The organism is Methanolobus sp. WCC5 (assembly GCF_045690325.1).
Taxonomy (GTDB): domain Archaea; phylum Halobacteriota; class Methanosarcinia; order Methanosarcinales; family Methanosarcinaceae; genus Methanolobus.
The window spans coordinates 130,731-143,741 of sequence record NZ_CP146981.1 but is presented as its reverse complement, the minus strand read 5'-3'; the positions used below and the strand labels follow the sequence as shown (position 1 = coordinate 143,741).

Below are 13,011 nucleotides of genomic sequence, written 5' to 3'. Positions count from 1 at the left end.
TAATAGAATGTGGTTTGTGATAAGCATATTGAGCCAAGCGTACAGATCATTGATAAAAATTTCCGGACAAACTCCAGAAAATCAAGACCAATGGAGCAATGTATCTGTAAGTTACGACCTTGAAAACATATATAATGACAGATATGAAACCTGAAGACTCATATGACATCATTGTTGTCGGTGCAGGACCCGCCGGCTCCACTGCAGCCATGTATGCTGCCATGCATGACCTATCAGTATTACTGGTAGAGAAAAAAAAGGACATAGGCGTGCCTCTTCAGTGCGGAGGTTTCCTTCCCCATTATCCTGTGCTGCAGGAGCTTGTGCCCAATGCAAAACTCCCCTTCACCCTTGAAGAGATCCCGCGAAGCTGTATTCACGCAACAGCTTCATACCAGCGCTTCATAGCTCCCGGTGGCCTATCCAAAGGTTTTGAAGTTGATGCCGATGCCATTGACAGGAGACGGTTTGACAAGCACCTTGCAAAAGAAGCAGGTAAAGCAGGTGCGCATCTGCTTGCAGGAACGAATGTCACCGAAGTGAACGGTACGGAACTCTTCATGGATGGTGCTTTTGGCGAGTTCAAGGTCAAAGGCAAGGTGATCATAGGAGCGGACGGGCCAAACTCTATTGTAGCAAAAGCTAACAATATGCTTCGTGATCCTGATCCCATGGGGACCGGAACTGCCTTTGAGTACGAGCTCAGTGGAGCGGATGTTGATAAAGATGCAGTGGAGATGTATTTTGGAAAGGACTACGTCCCGGGAGGATATGCCTGGATAATTTCCCAGGGTGAAGATACAGCGAACATAGGTGTCGGTATAAGGGAGGCACTATTTGAAAAACACCTGTGTGCCAGGGATTATCTTGACCGTTTTATGTATGAGCATCCCGTAGCCAGCAAAAAGCTCAGCGGAGCCACCATAACCTCCGTGGTGGCAGGACTTGTTCCTGTGGGAGGTGCACCAAAGGTGACCGCAAACCACAACACACTGATCGCAGGGGACGCTGCAGGGCACATAATAGCAACCAATGGCGGCGGGATATCCACAGCAATGGTGGGAGGGAAGATCGCAGGTGAGACTGCAGCAGAATTCCTTGCAGGTAAATGTCAGCTAATGGAATACGAAAAACGATGGCGTCAGCAGATGGGACTTGAGATCATGACCGCAGTATATGTCCGCAAGCTCATGGATCGTCTCATGCTTTCTGACAGGCTCATGACCACAGCCATTAGAATGATAACACCTGAGCAGATGAAAGCCATACAGTGCGGACAGCTTCCGGACCCTGTCAAAAAGACATTGATGAAACTGAACGTGGGACTTAACTGAATGTATCTATTCGTTTACGGGACTCTCAAAGCAGGAAATACCATCCATCAGCTGCTGAAAGATTCGGAATATATCGGTACTGCAAGGACTGCAGAAAAATTCATAATGCTTGACCTTGGCAGCTTTCCGGGGGTCCTGAAGGACACTGAAGAAGAAAAAAATGATAAAAGAAGACTGACTCCACACATATCAACTTTCATATATGGTGAAGTCTACAAGATCACACCTGAAACCCTTGAAGCACTTGACAGATACGAAGGAGAATGGTACTTCAGGGAAGAAGTTCAGCTTGGATCCGGCATGAAGGCACTTATGTATATCCTCAGGAAAAGACCTGTGGCCGACTTCCCTGTTATCCGGCAAGGCCGATGGTTAAAGTAAAATGCCGGGATGAGAAAGTAATAAACAGGAAGATAGACATGCCAGATAATGACAACAGTATTCCCATGCACATGGACACTATCAGCTATGAAGCGCATGGCAATCTCTATCTCAACATAACGAACCAGTGCAGTGCCAGTTGCGTGTTCTGCATACGGGACATCTGTGACGGCGTTTACGGATACGATCTGCGCCTTTCAAGGGAACCGACCGGGCAGGAGATAATTGCTGACCTGCAAAGCCATGACCTTAGCAAATACAGGGAGGTTGTCTTCACTGGCTTTGGAGAGCCGACCTGCAGGTTTGACACCGTATTGAACATTACCCGGTGGCTTCACAGAAAAGGAGTCAGTGTTAGACTTGACACCAACGGGCATGCAGCACTTATGTATCCTGACAGGGATGTGGTGGAGGAACTAAAAGCAGCAGGCCTTGGTTCAGTATCAGTGAGCCTTAATGCAGAATCCGAGGAAAAGTACAACCGTTTATGCAAACCATTTTTTGAAGGCTCGTACCAGGCATTGCTGGATTTTACAAAAAAAGCCATCTCTGCAGGTATCAGAACCAGGATGACTGTTGTCAGCCAGCCAGGCATTGACATCGATGAATGTGAAAAGATAGCAAATGACCTGGGAGCTACTTTTAAGGTAAGATAAAACTTATTACCTATGACTTTGAAATTAATTAGTAGTTATTTTAAAAATAATTACCAGATACTTTAAAAATAATTGTTAATTGCTTCTAAAATAAGTGTCCATACTTATAAAAATAAATTAATAATGAATTGGTTTAAAAATGTATATTTATTTAAAAATATTTAAAAAGGTCATCCCTTCTTGCATCATGCAATCTTTGCCTGATAAGCAGGTTCAGGGAAACGATATCACCCTTTTTTGCACATATGGGAGCCACAGTATCTAACCACTGCCTCCATGGTGGCAGCATGTTAAGTTTATCGCAGATCATGTCCAGAGTTGCATTGAGCTCTGTTCCCTTTATCTTATCGATCTTATTGACAGCCAGAACAGTATCGATACCAAGCTCTGAGAACAGCTCAAAGAGCTCAACATCCACAGGTATCTCATTCCTCTCCTCCCAGCGCTGTACGATATCAAGGAAAGCAGCGCCGTCAATGACCAGCACTGCAAGACTTATTCTTTGCGCATTGTTCTCAATGTAGCGCACTATCTGGTCCTTCACAATATCCTGCTTACGATCCTTGACACCACTCATAAAACCGAATCCCGGCAGGTCTGTGATGAGCAGGTCTGAGTAGCGGATATGAGTTGGTTTCAGCGTCACACCAGGACGCTTACCCACTTTGACATTCTTCCCTGTGATTTCCCTGATAACGGAAGACTTGCCTACGTTTGATCTTCCGGCAAAAAGTATCTCGAAATCCACACCTTCAAGTTCATTGACTTTCTTTGCCATTTGCATCCACTTTCAATCTGCTTTTTTCCTCGCCGATAGCCTTATCCAGTTCACGGAGGAAATCTTCAAAAGATGACTTTGGAATCCTCGCCCCGGCTGCTGCGGAATGTCCGCCACCGCTTCCGCCAAAAAGAGGAGCTATACGACGCAGGAGCATGTTCAGATCAACACTGTCCCTTGAACGCAGGCTCATATCATATACATCTCTTTTGTGCCTGTATTCAGCCGAAAGTCCCACGCCTTTCCCTCCGTAGGAAGCAGCATATATAGCAGATTTAGACATATAACCATTCGGGTCAACCACATATGCCAGGTTGGCAAGCGTCCTTACATCTTTTTTCACATGGATGCGAAGGGTTTCCTCAAGGCTGGCACCTTCCTTTGCAGATCTGAGAACATTGGGTATCTCTGTGGGTATCCTGTCATGTGAGAGAGGCAGCAGGACCTTTCTTTTGAAATCATAATTGCGCCCCGCAAAGATAAGTGCCTGGATAAGTGTTCCTGCCTGGAAGAAAAGGCTCCTCTTATCCCAGTCACGCAGCCATTCCCTGACAGAAGGAGTATTATCATAATAATCTCCGATGGCACCGTATATAGCCACCCTGCGTATATCCCTGCTGAGTCTTTTCTCAAGTACCTTGTAGGTAAGCTCCGATGAACAGACCGTGATGTCATTATGCATCCAGTCCGCGGAAAAACAATCCTCTGGCAATGGATGATGATCTATATAGATCAGGTTCGAACTTTGTGCAAGTTCCTCAAGCCGCCTGAAAAGGTCATTACACCTTCTCTCATCAACAGCAATATCGCATATAATAATATTCTTATATCCGTCAGCAAGTTGTAGCTCATCCAGTATCCCTACAGGGGATGTAAAATAAACATCTGCATCAGGATAGGCACTTTTTGCAATGGCGCCGGAACAGACGCCATCAGAATCCCCATGGGTCAGGATCAAAGAAGTATTGCGTTCAGGTCTATTGGATCTTGTCATTGGAACATCCTGTCTGTTATATTAACTTTCAGAAACATATTAATCCTGTCTCTTATTAACTTTCAGAAACATATTAAACCTGTCTCTTATATTAACTTTCAGAAACATATTAAGAAACAAAGAACAATGATTTCATTGATGAGATTGACATTCATAGTATTTTGTCTTTTGTATCCTTCAGGAAACCTGTAATTGAACCAAGAATGTCATATAAGAACTGTAATTTCCCATGGTCCTGCTTTTCAGGCTGGTCTGCCGGGTTTTCAGTGAAGTCCTGAGCGTATGTGCCATGATCGTCTTCATAAGCGTCATCAGAGTGGAACACTTCATCATACTCATCTTCATTTTTTGTGTCAGATGGGTCACGTACATGTATCAATGCCTTTGCGGAATATACAATGCCTTCATACTCCTTGGAATCAACGAATCTTGCCCTTGCTGCGGGCAAGACAATATCTCCGGCTTTACCCATGCGCACAGAATAGATCAGTGAGAAACTCTCGTCTGCATGCAGCACCCGGCTTGCACTGTTTTCACCAGAGAGCAGCACAGCGCCTGCAGGAAGCTGATCAGTTATCTTTACATGGGCTGCCCTGTCTCCTTCGTTCATTATGTTCAATGTTATATTAACCGCATCATTCAGGTTTACATGCTCAGAAGATGCGTATTTGCTTACATTTATGTATGGACCGTGGACCACAAGAGTGCTGGCATTAAGCTCTTTAGAGTAGGTCCTGCCATCATGGTCAACCCTGATCCTTGTTCCGTTGAGCTCATAGGTTCCGGGCTTTAAGGCCTTCAGTGAGAACTCCTGGGTTTTTTTTGCATAAGGACCGAATGAAAGATTCCAGCTTGCATCGGAATCCGGATCGAATACCATCTCTGCGGGAAGTTCCTTACTGATACTTACAGATGACAGTGGGATTGCTTTCAGGTTTGTCATCCTCAGGGTAAAGTAAGCCCTTTCATCAATGTAGATCTCATTACTGCTGCTCTCCTCAAATTCAAGTGTTGCATCCATCCACTTTATTTTAACAGGTAAGCTGCCTGTTGAATTGGATATTGCAACACTGAGCGTGGTATAAGGAGATGGGATATCATTCCCGGTAACTATTTCCAGAGCAGTGATATTTAGCCTGTCATCAAAAACGGTATTATTGGATATACCTGTGTTATTGGCCAGTATGGCGCCCCATGAATCATGATATATGCTTGATATTGTAAGCATAACATAATCATTTTCAGTGTCTGTCGGTTTTGCCGGGGAAAAATCCACGGCTTTTATCAGGTATCCGCTATGGTTGATCTCATCTCCCCAATAGAGTGTATACTCCTTTGATTCAAGCCATTCCACATTATCTGACCGCGCATCTGCAACATTACAGGCATTCATCAACAGCACAGCCAGTCCGATGAAGAGGAAAATTTCCTTTTTCATGGAATTATGACCTGTTCCTGCGCCTGGATATTAAATGGACACATAATAATGCAATTATCATCAGACTTGCTTCAAATCCCGGCTGTACCCTGTCATCGGCAATATTATCGCCGTATGAAGTTGAGCTGGAACCACTTTGAACCGGATTGCCTGAACTGCTGGTGCCTGAAGAGGAACTACCGGAGGAACTACCAGAGGAACTGTCGGATGCTGCAGTTGGATCAAGCACATTTATTATTGCAATGTTGGAGATCTTTTCGCCTTTGAATTCCTCAAAGTCTATGAATGTAGCAGTTGTTTCAGGAAGTCTTAGTTCTCCTATGTCCTCAACCCTGATAATGTAGGAATAAGAAAAGGATTTGCTTTTTTTCACCACATCATGAAATCCCAGATCACCGCTTACATAAGCAGCACCTTGTGGAATTGTTTCAGCAGTAGTCACACTGGCATCTCTTGTACCCTGGTTCTTCACATTGACCTTCACAGTCACATCATCCCCGGGGTTTACTGTTTCCGGACTGACCGTTTTGGTAAGAACGATATCCGGACCCTCTATCTTGATCTTTGGAGCGTCTGACTTAAAAGTATACTGTTTACCATCGGGACCTGTGAAAATAGCTACAGCTGCAGGGATGGTATATGTGCCTGTCTTTGTGGGCTTTAATGTGTATTCAAAGACCTTTGCCTTTGTTTCCCTGGGAGTAAAAGAAAGTGTAGTTTCACTTGCCACATTGTCCTGTAGCTCAAGATCACTTGTAACAGGATTACTGAGTTTTACAGAACTTACACTATAGATACCATTGTTCCAGACACTGACAGAAACATGCGCTTTTCGATCCATGTATATTTCTTCTGTGACAGTTTTGGTAACAACTAGTTCCACAACGGGTTTTATTTTTAAGGTTTTGGTCTTTGTATCTTCGTGGATATCACCATTGATATCCTCAGAACTGGTTGTGACCTTGATGTTCACACTGGTCTCTTCCCAGTAGTGGGGGATCTTAAGTTTTATTGTAATGGTATCAAGTACCTCGTCCTCTGTAACAGACATAAAACGATGTGTCAGCTTGCCGTCAGCCAGCTCCATCCCGTCCACATCAATCTCCATATCCATATCTAATGCTTCAGCATCACCTTTGTTTTTTATGTCGATGGTTGAAACTATATACTGGTAGGCAGTTGTCCGCGGATCATAAGTGTCTTTTTCTGTCTTGATAACAATATCCATTTTGGGAAGACCACGCTCATATACTTCAACAACAGCTGTGGGGTTTACCATATTACCGGACCATTCGTCTATATTGAGTTTTACGGATTTTAAAAATATACGAAGGTCATCCCCCTTTTCAGTGTCACGGAACTCAAAACCCTCTCCTGCACGCACGGGGGATTTCTTTTCCAGTTGTCCTCCCCGATAGATGCCTATACTCACAAATCCATCCGCGTTGAAATCTTCCACTTTCACGGTGTATTCACCGGATTTTAGCGTACTGCCCCACTGGAGGGTACCACTTGCAGATTTGCTGTCACTCCATTCGATGTCGTCAAGATCGTATGCCATTGCAGGTGAGATCAGCAAAACAGAAACGATCAATAACAAACAGAAAAGTAAACAGAAAAGTTTTTTAACTCCCATAGATATCCCTGACTTAGTTCTTTTTTTAATTATGTTAATTTTTTGGATACAGTGGTTTAAACCCCTTTAACTGAGAAGGCCTGTCAATGGCCTTTGTGCGTGAAGTTGATTCGGGAAGGTTCATAAATGACGGCTGCAGTATCATACCTGCAATACTATCATCTCTTAACATTGAACTCCCGTACCCGGATTCTATCTGCTTCCGGGACACTCCCGGCAAGATCAAAGAACTATAATCACCTTTTGATTCCTTACGTTGCTTTTCAGCTTCTTTTTTGGAGAGGCCGGCATGCATATCCCTTTCTTTGGCCTTTATACCATCTTCTTTACCTTTGGTGTATTTCTCTTTGACCAGTTTGTCAAATCCGGCTTCCTTTGAAAGGTCCTCTAACATTGAATAGCGCTCGCTGACCCATCCAAGCTCTGAATGCTTATGATAACCTACTTCAAATCCAAGATCATAGGCACTTTTTGAGAGCTCCGCTACCTCTGCATCGGTAAGCTGCGCCTTTTCTTCCTTTTTTGTGAAAAACCTTACCATTCAGGAACACCATCATTCGAGGAGATCACTGACAACAAGTCCTCTATCACTGAAATTCACTGCACGCATGTTACAATCATGCTTCGTACCTCTCATCTTGATTACCTGTAAAGCCCGGGTCATAGTCCTGTCATACAGGAAATTGTGCATGAAAATCACACCATGAGCTGCAAACTGTTCTGTAGAGTAGGCACTGGGGTCTGTCATTTCTGATATCAGAATGGTTGTGCAGCCAAGTTTCTTAAGATTCCTTATGAATCGGCTCATTTCCTTTTCCTGGAGCGACAGGTCCCGTGTTGTGAACCTTATCGCAGAAACGGAGTCTATAACCAGTCTTTTGACATCATACTCAGCCACATAGGCAGCTATCTCCCTGAATACCATGGAAGGAGAAGGAGCCTCGTGTTCTATTGCAGATGTCGACACTTCATAGTCCGGAGTTATGTATTCACTCATCTCATCCATGTATCCGTATTCCATTCTGGGCCCAAGGTCTGCAAAAAGCAACTTCTTCATCTTAATGAGAGTAAGTACGTTCATAGAGTAGTTAGACATATCATCAATGATATTCTGCGGACTTTCAAGTAAGGTCACATAAAGCCCGACTTCTCCAAGAGCCGCACCATGTGCCAGGTATTGAACACAGAAAGTTGTTTTACCACTGCCCGGAGGACCGCTTACCAGATAAACACGTTCTGCAAGCAATCCGCCCTGCACCAGTTCATCAAAACCTTCTACACCTGTTTTTATCCTCATGAACTATCCTCAAATATTTAATACCACATAATATAATAAAATTATTATTTATAATTATACTGTGCACCTATTTGAACCCTTCGATTGTATTCACATCCATAAAATAATAGTGAATGAATAAAATAATAACCATATCTGCTTCATTTTAAATTACAACTACAGAATGCCGGTTGATCGTGTTTTATATAAAAAGGACATGAAGCGGAAAATGAAAACATGACTAACATTGTCAATATCTGAAAATATAATATGCTTCAATATAATGTGTTTCTATGTTCGATCATTATACTGCCATATAAATGAATATCTGGCAACCATTATATTTTTTTGTTTAAAATAGAACAAAATGATAAAGTTTAAATATACTCCTGACCAGCATTGCACTGCAAAGCATGACATACAAACACAAAACGAAGATTGTCCGAAGCCATGAATAAACAGGATACATCATACAAAACATACAGCTTTTACCGTGATGAACAGGCTTACATACCCTTTGCAGTGATAGGTGTGTTCATTCTCATGTTCTCGGTACTCGCTTCGGTGTATCTCGCAAAGATGGACTATGAGCTTGCAGAGATAATCTACGACACCGATACCAATGACATGGAAAGGACAGCTGTCAATATGGCATCAGCAGACCTTGCCCGCTGTCTTAATTATGCCGGCATGCAGGCAATGGCATGGCAGGGCGAACATCCCATAATAGTGCCCGAAGAACTGTCGGGCAAGATAGTGAACCTGGACGGATTTTCGGTTGCAGCGGGTGAGCGCAATGTTGAGCCCGGGGATACTTTGAATGTGTCTGTATTACTTCCTGCAGACATATCTAAAGCAATATCATGTCTTTTTTCAGAAAAGCCAAGGACGCTGATCCTCAGGAGCGTGACAGGTGAGGTTTACCATACAATGACTTACGATGAAATGCATTCGTTCTGGAGCAGTTCCACTTTTGAGGAGCAGATCACTATCCCGCAAAACGCGGAGTATGGTTACGCCTATCTTGTCCTTGAATATGATAATGAGACAAAAGCAGTGGACTGGTTCCATGTGGGCAGCAGTCCCCTGAAGGATATCACTGCACAACACTTCAATGATTATCTGAGGTCCAATTACCAGGCAAACCAGCACACTTTCAACAACTATGCCATCAATGTGGAACCGGTTGTTGACCCTTCACAGATAAGGATCGATAAGATAAACGGAACCCTTGAAAGAGAGCTTGTCAGGTCCGCTCCTGCTTCAAAGTATCCGATCTACTATACTATGACTGTCAGGAACCTCAATTATACACTTGTGGACCTCACAACGGGCAGTTCAAAGAACGATTCCATGGATGTGACAGCACTTATCACATCCCGTGAGCCGCTTCTGGAGCAACTGGTAAATGAGTATGAGAAAGAGCTTAGTGGTGGTGTGACCTCAGATATCGTACTGGGTGCCACTAATATAAGGACATTCACATACGGCCCCTGGCAACACTACCTCAACGGCCCGCTCAACATCATCACAGGGCCTGCACTGACCGCTTCTGTTAATACGGGCTCGCTCTATGCACAGAAGAGGGTATTCGACTCTGTGGACCCCTGGGCCCTGACGTACACTACCTATTACAACGGCAAGGTGCTATACAATGACATCAGCCGGGACACTTCCACTTATGAGGAGGAAAAAAAGAGCAATCTGAGCAGCACATACGACCGCCTGGCAGGTGAAGGTACGTTCAATATCAGTGTTGATAAAGGCATCAATGAATCCATAAAAGATGCCAATACCACCATGGAGGAGGTCGCAGAGAGCTCAAAGATAGTGATCTCGGTTTCCAATTTCACCAATGAGGTTTACAGCAACTGGGTCTACAACGATAACTTATGGAGCAAGGAGGAGCCGGACCTGCTGCATGATGTGACCCGGGAGGTCTACAGCGCCACGATACAGGGACAGGTCCTCAGGGATGGTTTCAGGGAGGCTGCAGCTTATGGACTGCTTACAGGTCCCGGAAGTTATGGACGTATATCATATGACAGCTCCTCATCAAAGAATAAAAAGAACATTGAATGGACAAGTTACCATCCGATATCATTCTCACATACCTGTGCTCTGGGAGATGATCATGAGTTCAATGGCATTCTTGAAGTGGACCACAGGGTCAATGTGGATGCATCGTCACACAAGTGGCATTTCACAGGTGCGGATGTGGACCACGTGTCCACGGATATCACAATTGAAGGCGTGGATGTCAGCTACCAGTACCTGGGCAATGACAGGCTACAGGATATACAACGTGTGGATGATTATCTGCTCCGTGAGGATCGCAGCTTTGACTGGAAGGTAACATATAATGTAAAGTTCAAGGTAAAGACAAGATGGGATATATCCTACAACTATCACTGGTCCTATAAGACCTACACAGCTTCTGCCGAAGGCGGAGGTAGCTGGAACTTCTTCTCAGGAGACTCCTCCGGTTCACTGATGGGATATCCGCTTGTGAACAGTGAAACCATCGCCCACGCCAGGACAGAGACAGAGGATATGAGCATAGTCTATCATCAGTACCTGCCATCTGGCGGTTATTCCGGCCTTGATTACACATATGATGCATCAAGCGCGAATGATTACAGATCATCCACTGTCATTGTCAATGGTTACCCTGAGCATGACCCTGGCTGCAGTGATGCAGCAGATAAGTATCGTGCAGGCTATGTCAGTGACAGACTGCTCACGATAGAGAAGGAGTATTACAGGTACAGCAACGGCACACTTCTTCCCGCCACCAGGGTCCATTGCGATATCCCGGACTGGCTGCTGCCTGAAATGGCAGGGGAGATGGAAGACATGTTCACCGCCATAAATGCCGATAACCCCACAAGGGAAGTATCACTGCTGGGAGAGAACCTTGGAAAGGAACCTACACGCATGATACAGGAGGCATCACTTGATCTTGCCGGTGAGATGGCAGACAGTACAAAACGCGAATCTTTCATAGGACAGGCCCGCTACATGAACGGCCCGGAGTTTAACACAAGCAGCGACGCCGCCCGTGCCATAGCAAAGAACGAGGCCTATCAGCGCCTTCTCAAAGAGCTCCGTGAGCGCAATCAGGACATCAGTGATTCCTTCACTGACCACATTGACGAGTCCTTCAAAAGAGAACAGGGCCATTCCATCCTTGATCTTGTAAAGAATAAGGTCTCCACAGATGTGCTCTTCAACAACCCCGCCATGGATATGGCATCCACCGCCCTTGCAGCCCAGATGGGCATAATCGGGACAATGGAAGTAGCAGGCCTGCCCGGCAGCAAGTACAACTGGACAGAGAATATGACCATCGTAGTTGACCAGTACCCCGATTATCTCTACCATGACCCGGATTTTGACATGCAGGGCCAGTATAGGTGGGAGGATGGGTTCAGCGGATTGACTATATACCCACTAGGAGTAAGGAATGTCTGTGTATTTTCCACAGGGATTGGAGACAGTATTGCCGAAATGCTTGCAGAGGCTTCATCACCCCTGAAAGATGCAATCTCGCAGTCCATGAGTCAGAGTATCTCAGACATGAACGCGGAGATCGATTCGCTTTTAGAGGACCTGGATTCCAGAAGTGCAGAACTTGCTATGGGTGGTGTGTCAGTGGATACTGCAGTCATTGAACAGAACCGGGCAAGAATGACCAATGAATATAGTGTAAGTATCAGACAGCAGGTTCCTGTTATGCTTGCCGATGAAGTGACAAATGACCCGGTCCTTAGCATGTGGATAAGCCATTCTGATGTCCACCTGATAACAGCAGCTTATGTGAATGCTCTTTCAGATGAGGAACTTATAAGCATGGTTGCTGAAGGCACTCTTCAGGATGAATTGATGATCCTTATCAGTGAAAAGATCAAAAATGATAATCCAACGATATCCCCAAATGAGATGGATGTTGCCCTGTACCGCCTCAAAGCAGACATTCGGATAGGTATAGCCGATGGAGTGTCAGAAGCCGTGAATATCTGCCAGGCAACCATCGACCAGTGCTTTGAGAACATAAATGCTGAATTGCAGAAAACGCTTGATGAGTCCACAGATAAACTGACAGGAAACCTGGCAGATCAGATGGAAAAAAGGCTGCAAAGATCGATGAAACTGGTACCTGCAGGCCTTCCGGTAATCCCGCCACACTGGGTATGTACCGTGAATGTGTGGGAATATGATGTAAAAGGCATGTACAAAACGTTCAAAGTAATAGATAATGATAATGAATGTCTGTTCAATCCGTATTTCGGGCACTATGCGCAGGTTTACGTTCGTGAAAATAACAGAATTGTACACCCTACAAAAAGAGATGAAGATGGTGGATTCATTTATATTGGAAATAACCAGCTAATCGAGTTTGCTTTTTCGGGATATGCTGCCACTGTTGTAGGGCCTGGTCCAAAAGGTGTTGGAGATAAAGTTGGAGAAAGAGATGAAAGATCTATTGCTTATGATAATTTCGAATCACAAATTTGA

The 13,011-nt window shown here is 44.5% G+C and carries 10 protein-coding genes; 4 read left to right on the top strand and 6 right to left on the bottom strand.

The window, feature by feature from the left end; genetic code table 11:
• The first annotated feature begins 143 nt into the window (after nt 1-143).
• From V7O64_RS00695 to V7O64_RS00685, 3 genes are read left to right on the top strand one after another with little or no spacing between them, the layout of a single operon-like run.
• On the top strand, nt 144-1,334 hold the full coding sequence (locus V7O64_RS00695) for a geranylgeranyl reductase family protein (RefSeq protein WP_407357359.1): 1,191 nt from the start codon (nt 144-146) through the stop codon (nt 1,332-1,334).
• Nucleotides 1,335-1,715 carry a gamma-glutamylcyclotransferase gene (locus V7O64_RS00690; RefSeq protein WP_407356115.1) on the top strand — a complete coding sequence of 127 codons (381 nt, stop codon included), beginning with the start codon at nt 1,335-1,337 and terminating at the stop codon, nt 1,713-1,715.
• A gap of 38 nt (nt 1,716-1,753) precedes the next feature.
• The gene (locus V7O64_RS00685) at nt 1,754-2,371 is read left to right on the top strand and encodes a TatD family nuclease-associated radical SAM protein (protein ID WP_407357358.1); all 618 of its coding nucleotides are present in this window, start codon (nt 1,754-1,756) and stop codon (nt 2,369-2,371) included.
• Nucleotides 2,372-2,522: 151 nt separating this feature from the next.
• Here the strand turns inward: V7O64_RS00685 and engB are convergent, their stop codons facing one another.
• From engB to V7O64_RS00655, 6 genes are all read right to left on the bottom strand, one after another.
• A complete protein-coding gene (gene engB / locus V7O64_RS00680; protein ID WP_407356114.1) occupies nt 2,523-3,155 on the bottom strand; it encodes a GTP-binding protein EngB in 633 nt (210 codons plus the stop codon).
• The gene (locus V7O64_RS00675) at nt 3,130-4,143 is read right to left on the bottom strand and encodes a DHHA1 domain-containing protein (RefSeq protein WP_407356113.1); all 1,014 of its coding nucleotides are present in this window, start codon (nt 4,141-4,143) and stop codon (nt 3,130-3,132) included. The genes engB and V7O64_RS00675 overlap by 26 nt, the downstream gene beginning before the upstream one ends.
• 151 nt (nt 4,144-4,294) lie before the next feature.
• Nucleotides 4,295-5,581 carry a hypothetical protein gene (locus tag V7O64_RS00670; RefSeq protein WP_407356112.1) on the bottom strand — a complete coding sequence of 429 codons (1,287 nt, stop codon included), beginning with the start codon at nt 5,579-5,581 and terminating at the stop codon, nt 4,295-4,297.
• 4 nt (nt 5,582-5,585) lie between these two features.
• Nucleotides 5,586-7,217 (bottom strand): BatD family protein, encoded by a 1,632-nt coding sequence (locus V7O64_RS00665; RefSeq protein ID WP_407356111.1) that lies wholly within the window; start codon nt 7,215-7,217, stop codon nt 5,586-5,588.
• Between the two features lie 34 nt (nt 7,218-7,251).
• Nucleotides 7,252-7,758 carry a hypothetical protein gene (locus V7O64_RS00660; RefSeq protein WP_407356110.1) on the bottom strand — a complete coding sequence of 169 codons (507 nt, stop codon included), beginning with the start codon at nt 7,756-7,758 and terminating at the stop codon, nt 7,252-7,254.
• Between the two features lie 12 nt (nt 7,759-7,770).
• Nucleotides 7,771-8,514 carry an RAD55 family ATPase gene (locus V7O64_RS00655; RefSeq protein WP_407356109.1) on the bottom strand — a complete coding sequence of 248 codons (744 nt, stop codon included), beginning with the start codon at nt 8,512-8,514 and terminating at the stop codon, nt 7,771-7,773.
• 429 nt (nt 8,515-8,943) lie between these two features.
• Here V7O64_RS00655 and V7O64_RS00650 point away from each other — a divergent pair, with 429 nt between their 5' ends.
• Complete coding sequence (locus V7O64_RS00650; RefSeq protein WP_407356108.1) at nt 8,944-13,011, top strand: hypothetical protein; 4,068 nt, start codon at nt 8,944-8,946, stop codon at nt 13,009-13,011.

Excerpts from the sequence above, each read along its gene's own strand:
- engB (WP_407356114.1), bottom strand. The coding sequence starts at position 3,155 with ATGCAAATGGCAAAGAAAGTCAATGAACTTGAAGGTGTGGATTTCGAG.
- V7O64_RS00655 (WP_407356109.1), bottom strand. The coding sequence starts at position 8,514 with ATGAGGATAAAAACAGGTGTAGAAGGTTTTGATGAACTGGTGCAGGGC.
- V7O64_RS00695 (WP_407357359.1), top strand. The coding sequence starts at position 144 with ATGAAACCTGAAGACTCATATGACATCATTGTTGTCGGTGCAGGACCC.
- V7O64_RS00660 (WP_407356110.1), bottom strand. The coding sequence starts at position 7,758 with ATGGTAAGGTTTTTCACAAAAAAGGAAGAAAAGGCGCAGCTTACCGAT.
- V7O64_RS00685 (WP_407357358.1), top strand. The coding sequence starts at position 1,754 with ATGCCAGATAATGACAACAGTATTCCCATGCACATGGACACTATCAGC.
- V7O64_RS00675 (WP_407356113.1), bottom strand. The coding sequence starts at position 4,143 with ATGACAAGATCCAATAGACCTGAACGCAATACTTCTTTGATCCTGACC.
- V7O64_RS00690 (WP_407356115.1), top strand. The coding sequence starts at position 1,335 with ATGTATCTATTCGTTTACGGGACTCTCAAAGCAGGAAATACCATCCAT.
- V7O64_RS00665 (WP_407356111.1), bottom strand. The coding sequence starts at position 7,217 with ATGGGAGTTAAAAAACTTTTCTGTTTACTTTTCTGTTTGTTATTGATC.
- V7O64_RS00670 (WP_407356112.1), bottom strand. The coding sequence starts at position 5,581 with ATGAAAAAGGAAATTTTCCTCTTCATCGGACTGGCTGTGCTGTTGATG.
- V7O64_RS00650 (WP_407356108.1), top strand. The coding sequence starts at position 8,944 with ATGAATAAACAGGATACATCATACAAAACATACAGCTTTTACCGTGAT.